18 protein-coding genes are annotated in these 18,006 nt (G+C 71.1%); 9 read left to right on the plus strand and 9 right to left on the minus strand.

Features of this window, described 5'->3' with window-relative positions; genetic code table 11:
- Positions 1 to 124: 124 nt before the first annotated feature.
- The 3 genes from ACNYC2_RS10080 to ACNYC2_RS10090 are packed head-to-tail and all read right to left on the minus strand — an operon-like array spanning position 125 to position 3,287.
- A complete protein-coding gene (locus ACNYC2_RS10080) occupies positions 125 to 1,453 on the minus strand; it encodes an ABC transporter substrate-binding protein (RefSeq protein WP_419706867.1) in 1,329 nt (442 codons plus the stop codon).
- Positions 1,454 to 1,491: 38 nt separating this feature from the next.
- Positions 1,492 to 2,391 carry a carbohydrate ABC transporter permease gene (locus ACNYC2_RS10085; RefSeq protein ID WP_419706868.1) on the minus strand — a complete coding sequence of 300 codons (900 nt, stop codon included), beginning with the start codon at positions 2,389 to 2,391 and terminating at the stop codon, positions 1,492 to 1,494.
- Positions 2,391 to 3,287 (minus strand): carbohydrate ABC transporter permease, encoded by an 897-nt coding sequence (locus ACNYC2_RS10090; protein WP_419706869.1) that lies wholly within the window; start codon positions 3,285 to 3,287, stop codon positions 2,391 to 2,393. The genes ACNYC2_RS10085 and ACNYC2_RS10090 overlap by 1 nt, the downstream gene beginning before the upstream one ends.
- A 98-nt stretch (positions 3,288 to 3,385) precedes the next feature.
- On the opposite strand from ACNYC2_RS10090, the gene ACNYC2_RS10095 reads away from it, so the two are divergent.
- Complete coding sequence (locus ACNYC2_RS10095; RefSeq protein ID WP_419706870.1) at positions 3,386 to 4,411, plus strand: LacI family DNA-binding transcriptional regulator; 1,026 nt, start codon at positions 3,386 to 3,388, stop codon at positions 4,409 to 4,411.
- Between the two features lie 164 nt (positions 4,412 to 4,575).
- Here ACNYC2_RS10095 and ACNYC2_RS10100 read toward each other — a convergent pair whose 3' ends face one another.
- Positions 4,576 to 5,856, minus strand: a complete 1,281-nt coding sequence (locus ACNYC2_RS10100; protein WP_419706871.1) for an APC family permease — start codon at positions 5,854 to 5,856, stop codon at positions 4,576 to 4,578.
- A 109-nt stretch (positions 5,857 to 5,965) separates the two neighbouring features.
- On the opposite strand from ACNYC2_RS10100, the gene ACNYC2_RS10105 reads away from it, so the two are divergent.
- A complete protein-coding gene (locus ACNYC2_RS10105) occupies positions 5,966 to 6,427 on the plus strand; it encodes an Lrp/AsnC family transcriptional regulator (protein WP_419706872.1) in 462 nt (153 codons plus the stop codon).
- Between the two features lie 24 nt (positions 6,428 to 6,451).
- Here ACNYC2_RS10105 and ACNYC2_RS10110 read toward each other — a convergent pair whose 3' ends face one another.
- Complete coding sequence (locus ACNYC2_RS10110; RefSeq protein ID WP_419706873.1) at positions 6,452 to 6,832, minus strand: winged helix-turn-helix transcriptional regulator; 381 nt, start codon at positions 6,830 to 6,832, stop codon at positions 6,452 to 6,454.
- Positions 6,833 to 6,886: 54 nt separating this feature from the next.
- On the opposite strand from ACNYC2_RS10110, the gene ACNYC2_RS10115 reads away from it, so the two are divergent.
- From ACNYC2_RS10115 to ACNYC2_RS10135, 5 genes are all read left to right on the plus strand, one after another.
- The gene (locus ACNYC2_RS10115; protein ID WP_419706874.1) at positions 6,887 to 7,747 is read left to right on the plus strand and encodes an enoyl-CoA hydratase/isomerase family protein; all 861 of its coding nucleotides are present in this window, start codon (positions 6,887 to 6,889) and stop codon (positions 7,745 to 7,747) included.
- 156 nt (positions 7,748 to 7,903) lie between these two features.
- Complete coding sequence (locus tag ACNYC2_RS10120; RefSeq protein ID WP_419706875.1) at positions 7,904 to 9,322, plus strand: MFS transporter; 1,419 nt, start codon at positions 7,904 to 7,906, stop codon at positions 9,320 to 9,322.
- Complete coding sequence (locus tag ACNYC2_RS10125) at positions 9,319 to 10,554, plus strand: FAD-dependent monooxygenase (RefSeq protein ID WP_419706876.1); 1,236 nt, start codon at positions 9,319 to 9,321, stop codon at positions 10,552 to 10,554. Before ACNYC2_RS10120 ends, ACNYC2_RS10125 begins: the two co-directional genes overlap by 4 nt.
- Positions 10,555 to 10,642: 88 nt before the next feature.
- Complete coding sequence (locus ACNYC2_RS10130; protein ID WP_419706877.1) at positions 10,643 to 12,019, plus strand: sensor histidine kinase; 1,377 nt, start codon at positions 10,643 to 10,645, stop codon at positions 12,017 to 12,019.
- Entirely contained in the window at positions 12,016 to 12,705 is a 690-nt protein-coding gene (locus ACNYC2_RS10135; RefSeq protein ID WP_419706878.1) for a LuxR C-terminal-related transcriptional regulator, read from the plus strand. Before ACNYC2_RS10130 ends, ACNYC2_RS10135 begins: the two co-directional genes overlap by 4 nt.
- On the opposite strand, the gene ACNYC2_RS10140 is transcribed toward ACNYC2_RS10135, so the two are convergent.
- Positions 12,690 to 13,343 (minus strand): TetR/AcrR family transcriptional regulator C-terminal domain-containing protein, encoded by a 654-nt coding sequence (locus tag ACNYC2_RS10140; protein WP_419706879.1) that lies wholly within the window; start codon positions 13,341 to 13,343, stop codon positions 12,690 to 12,692. The genes ACNYC2_RS10135 and ACNYC2_RS10140 overlap by 16 nt on opposite strands.
- A 69-nt stretch (positions 13,344 to 13,412) precedes the next feature.
- Here ACNYC2_RS10140 and ACNYC2_RS10145 point away from each other — a divergent pair, with 69 nt between their 5' ends.
- Both ACNYC2_RS10145 and ACNYC2_RS10150 read left to right on the plus strand, forming a co-directional pair.
- The gene (locus ACNYC2_RS10145; RefSeq protein ID WP_419706880.1) at positions 13,413 to 14,372 is read left to right on the plus strand and encodes a zinc-binding alcohol dehydrogenase family protein; all 960 of its coding nucleotides are present in this window, start codon (positions 13,413 to 13,415) and stop codon (positions 14,370 to 14,372) included.
- A 62-nt stretch (positions 14,373 to 14,434) separates the two neighbouring features.
- Positions 14,435 to 15,640 (plus strand): FAD-dependent monooxygenase, encoded by a 1,206-nt coding sequence (locus ACNYC2_RS10150; protein ID WP_419706881.1) that lies wholly within the window; start codon positions 14,435 to 14,437, stop codon positions 15,638 to 15,640.
- Positions 15,641 to 15,643: 3 nt separating this feature from the next.
- On the opposite strand, the gene ACNYC2_RS10155 is transcribed toward ACNYC2_RS10150, so the two are convergent.
- Genes ACNYC2_RS10155 through ACNYC2_RS10165 form a run of 3 tightly spaced genes read right to left on the minus strand, consistent with a single transcriptional unit; the run spans position 15,644 to position 17,937 of the window.
- Complete coding sequence (locus tag ACNYC2_RS10155; protein ID WP_419706882.1) at positions 15,644 to 16,099, minus strand: group II truncated hemoglobin; 456 nt, start codon at positions 16,097 to 16,099, stop codon at positions 15,644 to 15,646.
- 48 nt (positions 16,100 to 16,147) lie between these two features.
- On the minus strand, positions 16,148 to 16,801 hold the full coding sequence (locus tag ACNYC2_RS10160) for a response regulator (protein WP_419706883.1): 654 nt from the start codon (positions 16,799 to 16,801) through the stop codon (positions 16,148 to 16,150).
- Positions 16,798 to 17,937: a sensor histidine kinase gene (locus ACNYC2_RS10165; RefSeq protein WP_419706884.1), complete on the minus strand. Its 1,140-nt coding sequence runs from the start codon at positions 17,935 to 17,937 to the stop codon at positions 16,798 to 16,800. Before ACNYC2_RS10165 ends, ACNYC2_RS10160 begins: the two co-directional genes overlap by 4 nt.
- Between the last annotated feature and the right edge of the window lie 69 nt (positions 17,938 to 18,006).

Below are 18,006 nucleotides of genomic sequence, written 5' to 3' on the forward strand. Positions count from 1 at the left end.
GGCACGGCGCGCGCAGGCGGGGCGGCCGCCGTGGCAGTGGATGCCGCGACCGCCCCGCCTGTGCGTTCAGTGGGTCGGGCTCAGTGGGTCAGGCTCAGTGGGTCAAGCCCAGTGGGGCAGAGCCCTACTGCCCGAGCTGGTTCTGCAGGTCGGCCTGCGTCTGGTCCAGCGCCTCCTGGGCCGACGTGCCGTTCTCGTAGATCTCGTTGAGCGTGACCGTGCGGAACGTGTCGTCGACGGTGGGCCAGTTCGGGTCGCTGAACGACTGGAAGTGCCCGATGCCGTCCTTCACCTCGTTGAGGACGTCGAACAGGTTCGTCTGGAAATACTTGTTGAACTTGTTGTCCGGGTTCTTGGTGACTTCCTCGTCCTCCCAGACCGCCATGTTCACGGGGTCGAAGCCGAGCACCTCCCAGACGGCGACGTTCGCCTCGGGAGAGAGCTTGGCGAACGCCAGCCACTCGGCGGCCAGGTCCTTGTTCGGCGAGACGGCGGGGACCGCCGCGCCGGTGCCGCCACCACCGATGGTCTGCACGACGGCGTCGTCCGTGACCGGCGCCGGGGCGATGGCCACCTTGCCCGCGAGGTCGGGCATGTAGTCGACGAACCGGGACGTGTACCAGGCCGGGTAGACGATCGCGGCGTAGTCGCCGTCGTTGATGGCGCCGTACGCCTCCTCGGAGTCGGGGCTCCCACCGGGGATCGTGGAGATCGCGCCGGCGTCCTGCATGTCCTTCATCATCGAGAGGGTCTCGACGACCTCGGGGCTGTTCACCTGCACGTTGCCGGCGTCGTCGAAGAACTGCCCGCCGAGCTGCGCCGTGATGAGCGGCTCGAGGAACATGACGCTCGTGCTGGCGACGCCGAACGCCTTGCCGGTCTCCTCGTTGTACTTGACCCCGGCCTCCTTGAAGTCGTCCCAGGTCTTGATCTTGGTGTAGTCGATGCCGGCGCCCTCGAGCGCCTCCGTGTTGTAGAACGTGGTGAACGCGCCCACGTGGGTCGGGAACCCGTAGATCGTGCCGTCCTTGCTGTACAGGTCGAGGCGTGCCTGGACGACGTCGTCCTTGTACGGGGCCGCGGCCTCGGTCAGGTCGAGCAGCGGGGGGTTCTCGCCCTTGACGAAGTTGGCGAACTTGTTGACCTCGATGTCGACCACGTCCGGCAGGCCCTCACCGGAGTTCACGGCGAGCTGCAGCTTGTTGTGCATGTCGTCGTAGGGGTAGACGGTGACCTCGAGCTGGATCTCCTTGTCGGGGTTGGCCTCGTTCCACTTCTCGGCCATCTCCTCGTAGTACGTGGCGTGCACGTCGGCGAAGGTCCACATGTTCAACGTGGTCGAACCGTCGGCGTTCTTCACGGGTGCCTCCGGCTGGCCGCCACCGCATGCGGTGAGCGCCGTCACCGCCACCGCGGCGACCATCGTGGACACCATCGTCCTGAGCCTTGTCATGATTGCTCCGTTCGTTTGTTCTGTCGGTCGGGGGAGGGTCAGCCTTTGACCGCTCCCGCGGTGATTCCTTCGATGAAGAACCGCTGGAATGCGAGGAAAAGAATGAGGATCGGGATCAGCGAGAAGAAGGCACCGATGATGAGCAGCTCGTAGTTGTTGCCGTACGGCGTCAGCAGCGTGTTGAGGCCGATCGGGAGCGTGAACTTCTCGGGGCTGCGCAGCACCAGCAGCGGCCAGAGGAAGTTGTTCCAGCAGAGCATCCCGTTGAGGATCGCCATGGCGGCCATCGCCGGCTTGGTGATGGGCAGCACCAGGCGGAAGAAGATGCCGAACTCGCTGACGCCGTCCATCCGGCCGGCCTCGATGATCTCCTTCGGTATCCCCAGGAAGTACTGGCGGAAGAAGAAGATGGTCACGGCCGCGGCCAGGAAGGGGAGCGCGATCACCGTGTACGTGTCGGCCAGGCCCATGTCGTTGACCTGGACGTACAGGGGGAGCATGAGCATCTCGAACGGCACGGTCATGACGAGCAGCACCATGATGAACCACAGCGTCTTGGTCCGGAACTCGTACATCGCGAAGCCGTAGGCCACGAACGAGCTCACCAGGAGCGTGCCCGCCACCTGCCCGACCGTCAGGAGCAGGGTGTTGGCGAACCACCGGAAGTACGGCCCGGAGTCCGTGAACAGCAGGACGTAGTTGTCCAGGCTGAGCGAGCCGAGGTCGACGTCGAACGTCATGCCGCGCCGGATCACCTCGTTGCCGTCCTGGAACGTGCCGACGAAGATCGCCAGGAGCGGCACCAGCGAGATGAGCGCCATCACGATGAGGAAGGCGCTCTGGATCCAGGCGGCCGCGGACGGCGCGGAGGACCGGCGGGCGGGGGTCCGCCGACGCGTGTCCGTCGACGGGCTGAGGGTGGTCGGCTGCACGGCCATCAGACGGCCTCCTTCTTGAAGGTGCCGCTCGCGACGAGGTAGGAGATGTTGATCGCCATGATCACGACGAGCAGCACCACGCCGACGGCGGACGCGAAGCCGAGGTCGTTCTCCTCGATGCCCTTGCGGTAGAGGTAGCCCACGACCGTGAGGCCCTGGTTGTTGGGGGAGTTGTTGCCGGCGTAGAGCATGAAGCTCTCGAGGAACATCGACAGGCCGCCGTAGACGCTGATCGTGACGACGTAGACGATGGTCGGCCGGATGTTCGGGATGGTGATGTGGATGAACTGGCGGAGCTTGCTCGCGCCGTCGATCGAGGCCGCCTCGTAGTACTCGGTCGGGATCGCCTGCATCCCGGCGAGGAAATACATCATGTTGACGCCGGTCCACCGCCACAGCGCGATGGCCAGCAGGGCCACCAGACCGGTGACGTCACCGCGCAGCCAGCGGACCGGGCCGAACCCGAAGAAGTCGGCGACCTGGTTCATGATCGCGGCGTCCGACTCCGCGAAGATGAGCCGGAACACGATGCCGGCCACCACGACGGAGGTCAGCGCGGGAACGAACATCGAGGCCTTGAAGAACGCCTTGATGCGCGTGCTGCCGATGTTCGAGTTGATCAGGGCGGCCAGGGCCAGCGGGATCGGGATGAGGAGCACCAGGGTCAGCACCATGTAGCGCAGGCTGTTGAACAGCGCCTGCCAGAAGATGCGGTCCCGCCAGAGCCGGTCGTAGTTGTCGAGCCCGATGAATGTCGCCTGCCCGTAGAGCACCTCCTGGGTGCTCATCACGAACGACCGGCCCAGCGGAATGACCCAGAAGACCGCGAGGGTCACGAGGAAAGGCAGGATGAACAGGTAGGGCGCGAGTTTCTTGGAGTACAGGAGCTGCTTCACGGCGTTCTGGATCCTCCTTGATCAGAGCCTTGGGTGATACCTGCGCGACGGGACCAGGCCGTGCATCGCGGGGTGTCATGATGGGCAACGTGGTGAAGATGAGCGATGTGGCACTCGAAGCCGGTGTCTCGAAGATGACGGTCTCGAACGTCATCAACGGCCGACCCGGAGCGAGCGAGGACACCCGTGCCCGCGTGCTCGAGGCGGTGGCCCGGCTGGGCTACCGGGTGAACGCGACGGCGCGCCAGCTGAGGGCCGGTCGCAGCGGTGCGATCGGCCTGCTGGTTCCGCACCTCGACGGGCCCTACTACCCTCACCTCGCGGCGCGCCTGGACACCCTCGCGCAGCTGCGGGGCTACCACGTCATCATCGAGCGCACCGGCGCGAGCAGGGAAGGAGAGCTCGCGGCCCTCTCCGCGGAGCGTGTGCGGCCCTACAGCGGCATCGTGTTCAGCCCGGTCCAGATCGACACGGCGGACGTGCGCCGTGCCGGCATCGAGGTCCCCGTGGTCCTGCTCGGCGAGCGCCGGATCGGCGGCGAGTTCGACCACGTGATGATGGACAACGTGGGTGGCGCCGAGCTCGCCACGTCGTACATGCTCGAGCGCGGCGCGCGGCGCATCGCCCTGATCGGTGGCCGGCCGGAGACCGGCGTCGACAGCATGCCGACCCTGCGCAGCCGTGGCTACCGCGGCGCGCACGCCAGGGCGGGCGTGCCGGTCGACGAACGGCTCGTCGTCGACGGCGCGTCGTTCACCACGAAGGACGGCTACGAGGCAGTCATGCGGCTCCATCGCGACGGCGTCTCGTTCGACGGCGCCTTCGCGCTGACCGACGCCGCGGCGATGGGGGTCCTGCGCGCGCTGGCCGACATCGGGCTGCGCGTCCCGGACGACGTCCAGGTCGTCGGCTTCGACAACGACGCGGAGGGCGAGTACCTCGTCCCTCGGCTGACGACCATGGACCCCGGCAACGACTCGATGGCCGAGCGCGTGATGGAGCTGCTCCTGCGCCGTGTCGAGGCCGCTGCGTCGGACGCGGGGGAGACGGAGGACGTGGTGGAGTCGGTGATGTCGGCTCGGATCGTGGTCCGCGAGTCGACGCTCGCTCACGTATCCAGGTAGACGCGGATCGGTCACAGCTTCTCTTCCTCGAGTAGCCCGTCACTGGCGTGACGTTTATCGATAAAGTAGAGGGCATCTCGGAGGGTGTCAACGCTCGCCGGTCCGATGGTGCGGGTGAGATCGGTCGGCGAAATCCCGTGGGTGTGCCCGATGAAGTTCCTTGTTTACTGGTAAAGTCGTCGCTTCGCGCGACCGGTCGTCGACGGCCCGACCTGGGCGGCGGCACCGATGACCGCGGGGACCACGAGCAGCGCACCGCAGAACACCAGCACCACGGCGAGGAACAGCGACGCCGCGACGGCGTTGCCGCGCTCCCGTCCGCGCAGCAGCCGGACGCCGGCCAGGGTGCCGGTGAGCGTCACCGCCGCGAGCAGCGCGGACGTCGCCCGGACCAGTCCGTCGAGCGTGACGACGCCGCCGAGGACCGGGGCGGCGACGACCAGGCAGCAGGCGGCGAGGAACGCCAGGCTCCGGCGGGGCTCACGACCCGGCGTCGTCCGGCCGACGAGCCGGCGCGGCAGGGCCCCGTCCCGTCCGAGTGCCGCGCCCAGCCGGGCGCCGCTGGCCAGGTAGGCGTTGATGGCCCCGAAGGTCAGCAGCACGGCGGCAGCGGTGGCCAGCACGGTCCCGGTGGGGCCGAACGCCCGCTGGAGGAGGGTGAGCAGCGGCGCCGGGTCGCGTCCGGCGGACGGGCCCAGGACGCCGAGCGTGACGACCGCCAGCCCCAGGTAGAGGGCGATCACGAGAGCGAGGGTGAGCGCCGTCGCGCGGCGCAGACCACGGACGGGGTCCGCGAAGTCCGCCGAGAGGTGGGTGGCGGCCTCCCAGCCGGCGAACGCGAAGAACAGCACGGTGGCGGCGGTGCCGACGCCCGCCCACCCGTGGGGCGCGAACGGTGTGAACGCCTCGGAGCGCACGCCGTCGAGCGAGACCGCGACGGTCACGACCAGGAGGGTCACCATCACGGCGGCGGTCAGGACCTGGATCCGCCCGGTCGCGTTGAGGCCGACCGCGTTCAGGACGAACGACGCCACGAGCAGAGCGAAGCCCACCCCCATGGCGAACCCGGGACCCGCACCCAGAGCGGCCGCGATGTAGTGCCCGCCCATCAGCGCGGCGGCCGTGACGCCGAGCGGCACGGCCGCCAGGAACCACCAGCTGACCGCCGCGGCGATTCGTCCCTCGAAGGCGATCGTCGCGAAGTGCGCCACGCCTCCGCCGTCGGGATGGGTGCCGCCGAGCGCGGCGAAGGTCGCCGCGACGGGCACGCTGGCGAGGAGCAGCAGCGCCCACGCCAGCAAGGACGCGGGCCCCGCGGCGTCGGCGGCCAGCGTGGGCAGCGCCAGCGCCCCCGGCCCGAGGACCGCGCCGAGCAGCATGACCGAACCCGTCACGACGCCGAGTCCTCGGGCGGGGCGGGTGCCCGGGCGAACGTTCTCTTCCATGTACCGTCCTCTGCCGGATGACCAGGATTCCGGCGTGAGGGTAGGCACAGGAACGTACGTCTGGGGCTGACACTGAACTTCATTCGGCGGGATCGTTAGGCTCCCGACCATGGACGAACTTGATTCGGCGATCGTGCAGGAACTCCAGCGCGACGCGCGGCAGACCAACCGGGACCTGGCCCGTCACCTCGGCATCGCACCCTCCACCTGCCTGGAACGGGTGCGGCTCCTGCGCGCCCGCGGCGTCATCCGCGGGTATCACGCCGAGATCGACCCCGCGGCGCTCAACCGCAGGGTCGAGGCGTTCGTGTCGATCCGGCTGCGCCCGCTCAACCGCGACGTGATCGACTCGTTCAAGGCCGCACTGATCAAGCTGCCCGAGGTCAGCGCCGTCTACGTCCTCGCCGGCGACGAGGACCTGCTCGCCCACGTGGCCGCCCGGGATCTCGACCACCTGCACTCGTTCCTCATCGACCGCCTCAGCCAGCCACGGGAGGTCGTCACCTTCCGGAGCCAGATCGTCTTCCAGAGCGCGCAGAAGCGGGTGCACCAGCGGCTGCCCGAGGAGTAGTCCGTCCAGCGCCTCGTGGTCCGCTCACGAAGCCCGGTCGCTGCCTCGGCCACCCTCGGCGTCGTCCGGGTCGTAGGCGTCGAGGAGGTCCTCCCCGTGCTCGGCGCTCCACGCGTAGACCGTGTCGAGCAGGTCGAGCAGGCTGTGCCCGAGGCCGGTGAGCTCGTAGGTCACGGTGCGGCCCGCCGACGTCCGGCACACGAAGCCGTCGTGCTGGAGGTTGCGGAGCGACCGGGTGAGCTCCTTGGCACTCGTGCGGTGCAGCGGGACGCGCAGCTCGGAGAACCTGCGCGGTCCGTCCTCCAGGCAGCGCAGGACCATCGGAGCCCACTTGTCCCTCATCCGTAGGGGCTGCATCGGCGACGGGCAGATCTCGTCGAACATGTCGACAGCCAGCTCGGACATAGCAGCAGTCTAGGTTCCCGGTCGGTAACCGGGTCGCTTCCTAGGGTCACGCCCATGAGCTACGACAACTTGCCAGGCCTCCGGATCACGTCGTCGGACGGCGTCGCGACCGTGACGCTCGACCACCCTCCCCTCAACCTGATGGACGGCGTCCTTCTGCCGTCGCTGCGCGGGTTCGTCAACCGGGTGCGAAGGGAGGAGAGCATCCGCGTGATCGTGTTCGAGAGCGCCGACCCGGAGTTCTTCAGTGCGCACGGGGACATGGGCTACCTCACCGACCCGGATGCCCTGTCGGCGGCGACCCGAGCCGCGATCGCCGCCGCCGAGGACACACCTGTGCCGGACGGCATGAACATCCTGCAGGCCCTGAGCGAGGAGGTGCACGACCTGCCGCAGGTCACCATCGGCAAGCTGTCCGGATTCGCGCGCGGCGCCGGCAACGAGTTCCTCATGTACCTCGACATGAGGTTCGCGGCGGTCGGCCGGTCGGGTCAGTCGCAGACGGAGGCCCTGATGGGCATCCTTCCCGGAGGTGGCGGGACCGTGCACATGACCCGGCTGGCGGGTCGGGCCCGTGCCCTCGAGCTCATCCTGGGCGGCGAGCTCGTGGACGCGGAGCTGGCCGAGCGGTACGGGCTGGTGAACCGGGCTCTTCCCGCGGCGGAGCTGGACGGGTTCGTGAGCGAGCTCGCGGGGCGGATCGCGCGGCTGGGGCCGGAGGTCGTGTCCGCGATCAAGGCCGCGGTGAACGCGATGGCACCGGCGATCCCGCGTGCCGCGTACGCGGTGGAGAACGACGGGCTGATGGCGACGATGGGGCCCGACGTCACACGGCGTGCGCACGAGCTGCTGGCCGCGGGGATCCAGACCCGCGAGGGAGAGCTGGAGCACGAGCGGATCGTGAACTCGATCTGACCGGGCGCTCCGCCGTGGGCGCGGAGGAAATCTCCCGCGCCCACGGCGGTTCCCACCATGTCGGGGCCCAGCGCTCGAACCCTAGGTTCGAAGGCATGGAGATCAGACCCGCTTCGTTCGCGCTCCCACCCGTGACCAGCCCGGGAAGGGACTGAGATGACCATCGCTCTCGATCCTCCGGCCCCCGTCGAGAGGCCGGCCCCCGCACGGATCGGAAGGCCCGCGATCGGGGCACTGGGCGTCCTCGCCCTGGCTCTCGGCACGCTGCAGACGGTGGTGGACCCGACGCGTCCGCTGCTGGAGCGCGAGCTGGGTGTCGACTCGGCCGCGGCCGCGCTGATCGCCAGCACGCTGCTGATCACCGGCGCGATCGTCGCGCCCATCGCCGGCAAGCTCGGCGACCGCTACGGCGGAAAGCGGGTGCTGCTCGTGCTGATGGCACTTGTCTCGACAGGCGGCGTGATATCGAGCCTCGCGCCGAACCTGCCGGTACTGCTGGTCGGTCAGACGCTGCAGGGCGCGATGGTGGGCGCACTGCCGCTCTCGTTCATCCTGGTGCGCAAGAACTTCCCGAAGGGGCAGACGCAGGTGGCCGTCGGGGTGGTCAGCGCGCTGTTCACCGCCGGGGGCATCGTCGGGACGCTCGTCGCTGGGCCGCTGGCGGAAGGCCTGTCCTGGCACTGGATCTTCGCGGCGCCGACGATCGTGATCGTGGCGGCGACCGCCGTCGTGCTGCGGCTGATGCCGAACGATCCGCCGGGCGAGCAGGGCACCAGGATCGACTGGCCCGGCGTGGCCTTGCTGAGCGCCACGCTGGTCGCGCTCATGCTGGGACTCCTCGTGGTGACCGGCGGCGGCATCCCGCCGCTCGCCGTGGGTGGCATCGTGCTCGTCGTCGCCGCGCTCGCCGCGGCCTGGGTGGCCGTCGAACGCCGGGCCGTCTCGCCGATGGTCGAGCTGCGCATGCTGACGGCGCCCGCCATGTGGAGCGCGGCCGTGCTCACCACCGCCATCGCCGCCGTCTCCGCGATGCTGCAGACCTACGTCCCCAAGCTGTTCGAGGTATCGGGCGACGGCTACGGCCTGGGGCTCGACACCACCGACATCGGGCTGTTCATGATGCCCGCCTCCATCGCCGGCGTCCTGGCAGGCTCGGTCGGCGGCCTCGCCGTGCAGCGCTACGGCGCACGGGCCGTGGCCACCACGGGCGCCGTGGCCACCGCGGGCATCCTCGTCGCCGTCGCCGCGCTGCACGACACGGTGTGGCAGCTCGTCGTCGCCCGGGCGCTCGCCGCCTTCGTCGGCGGCCTGATCACCACCGCGCTGCTCGCCAGCACCGCCACCGCCGTGGCCGCCAAGGACACCGGCATCGCCACCAGCCTCCTCGTCGTGATCCGCCTGATCGGCGCCGTCGCGGGCGGCCAGCTCGCCGGCTCGGTCCTCGACGCGGGCAACGACCCGGCATCCGGGGTGCCCGCCGAGTCGGCCTTCGTCACCGGGTTCCTCGTCGCAGCCCTCGTGGCCGCTCTGTCCCTGCTCGTCGTCCGCCATCTGAAGAAGGAAGTCCAGTCATGACATCTCGGTCCGGCGCCTCCCGCTCCCACACGTTCCGGCGCAACGTCCTGATCGCCGGAGCCAGCCTCGCCGGCCCCACGCTGGCGTACTGGCTGCACCGGTACGGGTTCGACGTCACGGTGGTCGAGAAGGCGCACGCGCCTCGCGGGGGCGGCTACCCGATCGACGTCCGCGGCACCGCGATCGAGGTGGTCTGGCGGATGGGAGTCCTGCCGCGGCTGCAGGCAGCGCACATCGACACCCGGCGGTTCACGTTCCTCGACGTCGACGGCGCCGAGGTGGCCACCCTCCGCCCCCATGCGGTCGCCGGGAGCGTCGAGGGGCAGGACCTCGAGGTGGGGCGCGGGGACCTGACCGCCGCGCTGTACGAGACGGTCCGGGACGACGTGGAGCTCGTGTTCGACGACTCCGTCGACCGCCTCGACCAGCACGGGACCGGGGTCGACGTCACCTTCCGCAGCGGCAGGCAGCGCACGTTCGACGTGGTGGTCGGTGCCGACGGCATGCACTCGGGTACCCGGAAGGTCCTGCTCGGGCCGGAGGAGCAGTTCCACCGGTACCTCGGCTACGGGTTCGCCGTGTTCACCATGCCCAATGTTCTGGGGCTGTCGCGCGAGCTGATGATGTGGAACACCCCGGGCCGGGCTGCCGCGCTCTACGCCACCGGGGGCGCCGGCGACGACCTGCACGCGTTCCTCAACTTCCACCAGCCGGAACAGCCGCTCCATGTCGTGCGAGAGGGCCTGCGGGACCCGGACGCCCAGCGGGACCTGGTCGCCAGGACCTTCGCCGGTGCGAGCTGGGAGGTCCCGGGCATCGTCGAGGCCATGCGCCAGGCGGACGACCTGTTCTTCGACACGGCGGGCCAGATCCGCATGCCGGGCTGGTCGAGCGGCCGGGTGGCGTTCGTCGGCGACGCCGCCTACGCGCCGTCGTTCCTGACCGGACAGGGTTCCAGCCTGGCGCTGGTGGGCGCCTACATGCTCGCGAGGTCACTGGCCACGCACGAAGACCACGTCGCTGCCTTCGCGGCCTACGAGCGGGACACCCGCGAGTTCGTCACGATGAACCAGGCACTGGTCGACAAGGGCGGCGCCCGGCTGTTCCCCACCACCGCCGAGGCGCTGGAACGACGGAACGCCATGCTCCGTGAGCTGGCCGCCATGCCGGCCACGACGCCGCAGCCCGCCCACTCGGCCCTCGTGCTCCCGGCCCCTGCGCCGACGGCGTGAGCCCGGTGCGGAACACGGAGGAAATCCCTACCCCGCCCGGGGGAACGCACCCTGTCCCGGCGGGGCGGCCCCGCGGCAGGCTGGCAGTATGAAGACCATGACCCTCGACCCGCGAGCGCGGCGGTCCGGGCGGAGTCCCGGCTGGTCGCACCTGCTCGGCGCGCCGTCGTCCTCCGTCACCTGGCGCTCGTACGGCTACCTGTGGCTCATGCTGCTCCTTGGACCGTTCGCACTCGCCTACGTGCTGGTCACCGTGGCGGTCACGGCCGGTGCCGCCGTGACGGTCGTCGGCCTGTTCGTCGCAGGCGGGCTCGTGGTGGGCGGGCGATGGTGGGGCGCCGCCTACCGCAGCTTGGCAGGCCACCTGCTCGACACCCACGTCGCGGCGCCCGTGCCCCGGCGGGCGCGCCAGGGCTTCTGGCCGCGGCTCGGGGGAGCGCTCGGCGACCCGGTGGGCTGGCGAGCACTGCTGTTCATGCTCGCGGCCCTGCCGGTGACGCTCGCCGGGTTCATCGTGAGCACCGCGTGCCTCGTGCTCGGCCTCGGCGGCGTGACCTACTGGTCCTGGTTCTGGTCGCTGCCCCCTGAGCTGGCCATGGACAGCTCCTGGCACAACCCGGCCGGCCTCGCCGTCGTCGCACTGGGCGGCCTCGTGGTGCTGGTCCTGTGGCCGCTGGCCCAGTCGGGTCTCGTCGCCCTGTTGAAGCTGCTGACCAGGGTGCTGCTCGGCCCCACGGCCGCCAGCCTGCGGGTCGCCGAGCTGGAGCGCTCCCGCGCGGGCACGGTGGAGGCCGCCGACGCCCGCCTGCGCCGCATCGAGCGAGACCTGCACGACGGTACCCAGGCGCGCCTGGTCGCCGTCGGCATGCAGCTCGGCGAGGCGCGTGAGCAGCTGGCCTCCGGCGGGACGGACGCGGTGGGCGAGCTCCTCGAGGTGGCGCACGCGTCGACCAAGGACGCCCTGGCCGAGCTTCGCGAGCTGGCCCGTGGCATCCACCCGCCGGCCCTGGACAGCGGCCTCGCGGTCGCCCTCGAGACGCTCGCCGCACGCGCGCCGCTCCCGGTCACGGCGGACATCGACCCGGCGGTCGAGGCGGGCGGCCGCCTGGCACCGGCGATCGAGTCGATCGTCTACTTCTCGATCGCCGAGCTGGTCACCAATGCGGCCAAGCACGCACGCGCGTCGCGGGTCCACGTGCGGGTCGAGGTCGTCGCCGACGGCGGGAGCGGCATCCTGCACATCCAGGTGCGCGACGACGGCGGCGGGGGCGCGACCGTCGTCGCCCCCGACGGGTCCGGACTGCGGTCGGGCCTCGCGGGTCTCGCCGAGCGCGTCGGGTCGGTCGACGGCACGTTCGACCTGTCGAGCCCGGTCGGTGGGCCGACCGTCGTCACCATGACGCTCTCGGCCGTGCGGGCCGTCGCGGCAGGTGCGCGCCGCACCGGCGCCGGTGGTCGCGCATGAGCGGGCCGGACGCGACGCCGTCGGGCGCCCTGCGGGTGGTGCTCGCCGAGGACTCCGGGATCCTGCGCGACGGGCTCGTCGCCCTGTTGACGCGCCGGGGGCACGAGGTGACGGCCGTGCCGGACGGCGAGAGCCTGGAGCGCGAGGTCCTTCGCCTCGCGAGCGAGTCGTCCCTGCCCGACGTCGTGGTCGCGGACATCCGCATGCCACCCACGTTCACCGACGAGGGCTTGCGCATCGTGGTCGCGCTGCGGGAGCAGTTTCCCGGGCTGCCCGTGCTGCTGTTCTCGCAGTACGTGGAGACGCGGTACGCCGGTGCGCTGCTCCAGGGTGACGCGCGTGGCGTGGGGTATCTGCTCAAGGACCGTGTCGTCGACACGGGGGAGTTCACCCAGGCGCTCGCGCGTGTGGCCCGGGGCGAGACCGTGCTGGACCCGGAGGTGGTCTCCCAGCTCATGGGCGCCTCCGACCGGGACACCGGCCGGGTGCGGCTGACCGACAGGGAACGTGAGGTGCTCGACCTCATCGCGCAGGGCCGGTCGAACGGCGGCATCGCGGAGCAGCTGTTCCTCTCCCAGGGCGCCGTGGAGAAGAACGTCGCCGCGATCTTCCAGAAGCTCGACCTGCCGTACGACGCGGCGGACAACCGCCGGGTGCTCGCCGTGCTGCGCTACCTGGGGACCTGAGGCCGCACCAGCCGGGCCGCGAGCCCGTCCAGCACGATCCCGAGGTGCCGCTCGAACCGTGCGTCGCCGTCGTCGCGCAGGTGGCCGGCCTCCTTGACCAGCGGCACGTCCGGGCCGAGCCAGGCGTCCCGCTCGCTGACGGAGTAGCGATCCGGGTCGGTCTCGGCCGACTGCCGTCGTTCCTGTTCCTCGATGACGAAGCCGACCACGAAGGCGACGACCAGGTCGGTGGCGTCGTCGGCCTCGGCGAGCGTCAGGCCCTGCTCCGTCCAGCGTGCGAACCAGGGTTCGCGAGCCCGGATCACGTCGGGGTCGGTGATGCGGGTGCCGCTGAAGATGCGGGCGCCGTCGCGGTGGAGCAGGAACTCCGCGCGCAGGACGCGGGCGTGCGCGGCGAGGTCGTCCCGCCAGCCGGCGCCGGGCGGGGTCTGTGACAGGGCGGTGCTGACCCGCCGCATCACGGTGGTGCTCATCTCGTCGAGCAGCTCCTGCTTGTTGCGCAGGTGCCAGTACAGCGCGGGTGGCCGGACCTCGAGCCGGGTGGCGAGCGCGCGGACGGTGATGCCGTCCATGCCCTTCTCGTCGAGCAGCTCGAGTGCGGTCGCCACGATCCGTTCGCGTGTGATGCCCTTCGCCATGGTTGACACCTTAACAAAGTTCAGGCAGCCTGGGCTCACCACGAACTGAACTTAGTTAAGGAGAATCTGATGCGTGCTGCCGTCGTCAACATCCCCGGGGAACCGCCCGTCTGTGCCGAGTTCCCCGAGCCGGAGACCCGTCCGGGCCAGGATCCGCTGCACCTGGTCGGGGCGGGCCTGCACCACGTCGTGCGTGGGCAGGCCGCCGGCCGCCACTACAGCAGCGACCACATCTTTCCGCTGGTGCCCGGGGTCGACGCCGTGGCCCGGACCGTCGACGGGCGGCTGGTCTACACCGGCTTCGCCCGCGCACCGTGGGGCACGATGGCCGAGCGGATGGTCACCCCGTTCGAGCTCGAGCTGCCCCCGGGCGCGGACCCGCTCGAGGTGGCGGCCGGCATGAACCCCGGGATGTCCGGCTGGATGGTTCTCGCTGCCCGGCGCAAGGAGGTCGGCCGGCTCGGTACGGTCCTCGTGCTGGGGGCCACCGGCGCGTCGGGCAGCCTGGCGGTGCGGCTGGCGCTGACGCTCGGCGCCGAGCGGGTGGTCGCCGCCGGCCGCGACCCGGAGGCGCTGGAGAAGTTGCGGGGCCTGGGCGCGGTGCCCGTGTCGCTCGCGCACGACGGGCCCGACGCCTTGGCGGACGCGCTCGCGGGTGTCGTCGACGACGCGCCGCCCGCCCTCGTGCTCGACTTCTTGTGGGGGCGGGTCGCCGAGGCCACCTTCGCCGCGCTGGGTCGAGGCGGCATGGCGGCCGACGCGCCGGACACGGCCTACGTGCAGATCGGTTCGCTCGCCGGCGCGGAGGCGGCGCTGCCCGCGGCCCTGCTGCGCAGCCGCCGCATCCGGGTCACGGGCAGCGGCATCGGTGCGTTCTCCAGGGCGGAGTTGCTCGCGGAGGCGCCCGCCGTCCTCACGGGCTTCGCCGACGGCACGCTCCAGATGCCCTACACCGCGTACCCGCTGAGCCGGGTCGCGGACGCCTGGGCGCACCAGGGGAGCACCCGCGCCGTCATCGTCCCGGACTGACGACGGACCGCCCGGTCCGGGCGAGCCGCGGCCGAAGAGAATCCGAGGAACAGGAGAGCGTGATGGAGAAGCGAGCATTGGTCGTCGGGCTGGGGATCGCGGGCATGTCGGCGGCGATCGGGCTGCGGGCGGCCGGGTGGACGCCGGTGGTCGTCGAACGGGCACCCGAACGGCGGCAGGGCGGGTACTTCGTGGGTCTCCTGCCTGACGGCAGGCAGGCGGCGATCGATCTGGGCATCGCCGACGACCTGCACACCCGGAACCCCGCCGACGGCGGAAAGGCCTGGGAGCTGGACCGACGCGGGAACCGCGCGCTCGGGCTGGGGTTCCTGCACCAGCCCGGCCGGCCCGCGGCGGTGGTGCGCGGCGACATCGAGGCCGCGCTCTGGCAGGGCCTCGGCCGGGCGGGCACGGGTGCGCCGATCGACGTGCGGTTCGCCACCAGGCCCGTCGAGATCAGCGACGAGGGCGACGGCGTCCGGGTGCTGCTCCGGGACGGCGGGACCGGAGCGGAGTACCGCGAGGAGTACGACCTCGTCGTCGGCGCGGACGGGTTGCGGTCCGACGTGCGCCGCCTGGCCTTCGGTCCGCACGCGCGGTACGTCCAGGACTGGGACGCCATGATCTGCGCGTTCCAGCTTCCGGGCCAGGTGCCGGGCTACGACGACCAGGACAGCATCATCAGCGCCCGTGCGGGGCGGGCGGCCTGGGTGTTCGGCTTCGCCGACCGGGCGCCCACCGCCCTGCTGACCTACCGCACGGCGGACGTCTCCGAGCAGTTCACGGGGGACCGGATCGAGCGGCTGCGTTCCGTCTACTCCGGTATGGACGATCCGGTCGTGCGACACGTCCTGGACGAGCTCGAACGAGCGCCCGAGTTCCTGTTCGACTCGGTCCACCAGGTCAGGATGCCGCGGTGGAGCACAGGCCGGGTGGTGCTGGTGGGCGACGCGGCCTGGTGCCTGAACCTCTACTCGGGCATGGGCGCGACGAGCGCGCTCCGGGGCGGCGCCGAGCTGGGCAACGCGCTGCGGAATGCGCCGGACGACGTCCGGGCCGCGCTGACCGCCTGGGAGTCGGCGCTGCGTCCGTCGATCCTGAGGCATCAGCGCATCGCGCACCTCAAGCAGCAGATGTTCGTCCCGTCGAGCCGGTGGACGGAGGTGGTGCGGTCGTTCGTCCTGCGGCTCGGTGGTGCTGCCCGCAGGCGACAGCTGGCCGGGGAGCTCACCGCCACGCCGGCAGGGGGCGGGGTGCCTGGTCGGTGAGCGTCAGGTCGCCAGGCCCTGGTGACCCCAGCGCGGTGTCGGCCCTGGTTCACCGAGGTCTGTGCCGACCGGGTCCTGGGAGACCTCTTGCGCGATGGCCGTGCCCCACTCGAAGTAGGACATGACCGACGCGTGCAGGTCTGGCGAGTCGGGCAGGGCCTCGCCGACCGCTGCCGACATCAGGTCGAGCCAGCGGCGGCGGTGCTCGTCACGGATGCCGAGACCGAGATGGCTGTGCAGCAAGGACCGGTGGCCGCCGAGCGACGCCGTGAACTGTTCCGGTCCGCCGAACACCTCGGCCAGCCAGACGGCGACGTGCTCGACGTGCCGCTGGTTGAAGTTGGCGAACACCGGCGCAAGGAGCTCGTCGGCGAGGACGCGTTCGTAGAACACGTCGCTGAGCCGGCGCAGCGCGGGCATGCCGCCCAGTGCGTCGTAGAGCGTGGGCTCTGCATCCATGACGGGCAGCCTAGCGATCCACGGGCCTGCGTCGGGGATCTCCACCCACTAGCTGGCCCTCATGCGTCGGGTGTCGTAGGCCCAGATCGCGATCTCGACGCGGTTGCGGGCACCGAGCTTGGCCAGCAACGACGCGACGTGGGTCTTGACCGTGCTCAGGCCGACGAAGAGCTCGGTGGCGATCTCCGCGTTGGTCCGTCCCCGTGCGACCAGCGCGAGCACCTCCTCCTCGCGCTCGGTGAGCGGGTCGGTGGGCTGGACCGGAACCGGTGCCCGGTCGGCGAGGGTCGCCAGCAGCCGGCGGGTGACGTTGGGCGCGATCAGTGCGTCCCCGTTCGCCGCCGCATGGATGGCCTGCACGAGGAGCTCCGGCCCGGCGTCCTTGAGCAGGAAGCCGCGGGCGCCGGCGCGCAGGGCGCCGAGGACGTACTCATCGAGGTCGAAGGTGGTGATCACGACGACCGCCAACGGGTCTGCCACCTCCGGCCCGGCCAGGCGCCGTGTCACCTCGACGCCGTCGAGACCGGGCATCCGGATGTCGACGAGGACGACATCGGGACGCAGCCGGGTCGCCAGGTCGAGCGCTGCGAGCCCGTCCGCTGCTTCCCCCACGACCTCGAGGTCGGGCTGCGCGCCGAGGATCATCACCAGCCCGGCCCGGACCAGGTCCTGGTCGTCGGCCACGACCACACGGATGCTCATGGCAGCGCCTTCACCGGGAGCACGGCCTCGACGACCCAGCCACCCGCGGGCCCCGGTCCCGCGGAGAGCGATCCGCCGAGGAGATGGACGCGTTCGGCCATGCCCAGCAGGCCGAACCCACGTTCCGGGGCAGGTCCCGGCTCGGTCCGTCCGTCGTCGCTGACGCGGAGCCTGACGGCTTCGCCCTCCTGGCGTACGTCGATCCCGACGCGGCTAGCGCCCCGGGCGTGCCGCAGGGCATTGGTCAGCGACTCCTGCGCGAGCCGGTAGAGCGCGGTGTCCACGGGTCCTGCCAGCCGGGCCACCGAGCCGTCCAGCGAGACCTCGACGGTGGGCGTCGTGTCGGCGCGCGCCAGAGCTGGCAGGTCCGCGGCACCTGGCTGCGGTGAGTAGGTGACGGCTTCCTCCTCGCGCAGCACCCGCACCATGGATCTCATCTCCGCGAGGGTGCGCGACGCCTCGGACTCGATCGCGGCCAGGACCTCGGCAGCCTTCTCGGGCTGGGTGCCGGCGACCACGCCACCGGCCTGCGCCTGCACCGCGATGGCCGAGACGTGGTGGGCCACGGTGTCGTGCAGCTCGCGGGCCAGCGCCGCCCGCTCCTGGTTGCGGATCTCGTGCTGTCGGCGCTGCCAGAGGTCCGCGCGGTAGCGGAACACCGCCGCGAGGGCGACGAGCGACAGCAGGAGGACGCTCCCGCCGAAGACGTCGGTCCAGCCTCCGGAGGAGGCGTACATCCCCAGCACGACGACGCCTGCCACGAACGCCGTCCCCAGGACCATCTCCCGTCCCGAGCCCCACCGCACCAAGGAGTAGAGCAGGAGCAGGACAGCCATCATGGAGTAGGGGCCGAGGTCGCCGGCGTGCGTGGTCAGCTGGACGACCGAGAGCAGCCCGGCGACGCCCCACCCGGCCAGGGTGGCGACCAGGGGGCGGCCCCGCCGCCAGAGCAGGGCAGGTATCAGCGCCAGGGCGAGCGCCGTCACCAGGGGCCGCCAGGCCAGGTCCGGCCGAACGATGCCCTCGATCAGCACGGCGGCCGCGAACACGCCCACGAGCAGCCAGTCGAGACGACCGATGGGCGGGGCGTCGGCGGGCCGCGGCTCGTGCCAGATGGCGCGCCGGACAGTGTTCACGGCTCCAGCCTAGGGATCGGCGCGCTCCGGCGTACCCACCGAAAGGACGAGAGTGAGACCAGCACATCG

Source organism: Promicromonospora sp. NFX87, from assembly GCF_048564965.1.
In the GTDB taxonomy this organism is placed as follows: Bacteria; Actinomycetota; Actinomycetes; order Actinomycetales; family Cellulomonadaceae; genus Promicromonospora.

Bases quoted from the DNA above. Each gene is read 5' to 3' on its own strand.
- ACNYC2_RS10080 (WP_419706867.1), bottom strand. From the start codon at position 1,453: ATGACAAGGCTCAGGACGATGGTGTCCACGATGGTCGCCGCGGTGGCG.
- ACNYC2_RS10085 (WP_419706868.1), bottom strand. From the start codon at position 2,391: ATGGCCGTGCAGCCGACCACCCTCAGCCCGTCGACGGACACGCGTCGG.
- ACNYC2_RS10095 (WP_419706870.1), top strand. From the start codon at position 3,386: ATGAGCGATGTGGCACTCGAAGCCGGTGTCTCGAAGATGACGGTCTCG.
- ACNYC2_RS10100 (WP_419706871.1), bottom strand. From the start codon at position 5,856: ATGGAAGAGAACGTTCGCCCGGGCACCCGCCCCGCCCGAGGACTCGGC.
- ACNYC2_RS10105 (WP_419706872.1), top strand. From the start codon at position 5,966: ATGGACGAACTTGATTCGGCGATCGTGCAGGAACTCCAGCGCGACGCG.
- ACNYC2_RS10110 (WP_419706873.1), bottom strand. From the start codon at position 6,832: ATGTCCGAGCTGGCTGTCGACATGTTCGACGAGATCTGCCCGTCGCCG.
- ACNYC2_RS10115 (WP_419706874.1), top strand. From the start codon at position 6,887: ATGAGCTACGACAACTTGCCAGGCCTCCGGATCACGTCGTCGGACGGC.
- ACNYC2_RS10120 (WP_419706875.1), top strand. From the start codon at position 7,904: ATGACCATCGCTCTCGATCCTCCGGCCCCCGTCGAGAGGCCGGCCCCC.
- ACNYC2_RS10125 (WP_419706876.1), top strand. From the start codon at position 9,319: ATGACATCTCGGTCCGGCGCCTCCCGCTCCCACACGTTCCGGCGCAAC.
- ACNYC2_RS10130 (WP_419706877.1), top strand. From the start codon at position 10,643: ATGAAGACCATGACCCTCGACCCGCGAGCGCGGCGGTCCGGGCGGAGT.
- ACNYC2_RS10135 (WP_419706878.1), top strand. From the start codon at position 12,016: ATGAGCGGGCCGGACGCGACGCCGTCGGGCGCCCTGCGGGTGGTGCTC.
- ACNYC2_RS10140 (WP_419706879.1), bottom strand. From the start codon at position 13,343: ATGGCGAAGGGCATCACACGCGAACGGATCGTGGCGACCGCACTCGAG.
- ACNYC2_RS10145 (WP_419706880.1), top strand. From the start codon at position 13,413: ATGCGTGCTGCCGTCGTCAACATCCCCGGGGAACCGCCCGTCTGTGCC.
- ACNYC2_RS10150 (WP_419706881.1), top strand. From the start codon at position 14,435: ATGGAGAAGCGAGCATTGGTCGTCGGGCTGGGGATCGCGGGCATGTCG.
- ACNYC2_RS10155 (WP_419706882.1), bottom strand. From the start codon at position 16,099: ATGGATGCAGAGCCCACGCTCTACGACGCACTGGGCGGCATGCCCGCG.
- ACNYC2_RS10160 (WP_419706883.1), bottom strand. From the start codon at position 16,801: ATGAGCATCCGTGTGGTCGTGGCCGACGACCAGGACCTGGTCCGGGCC.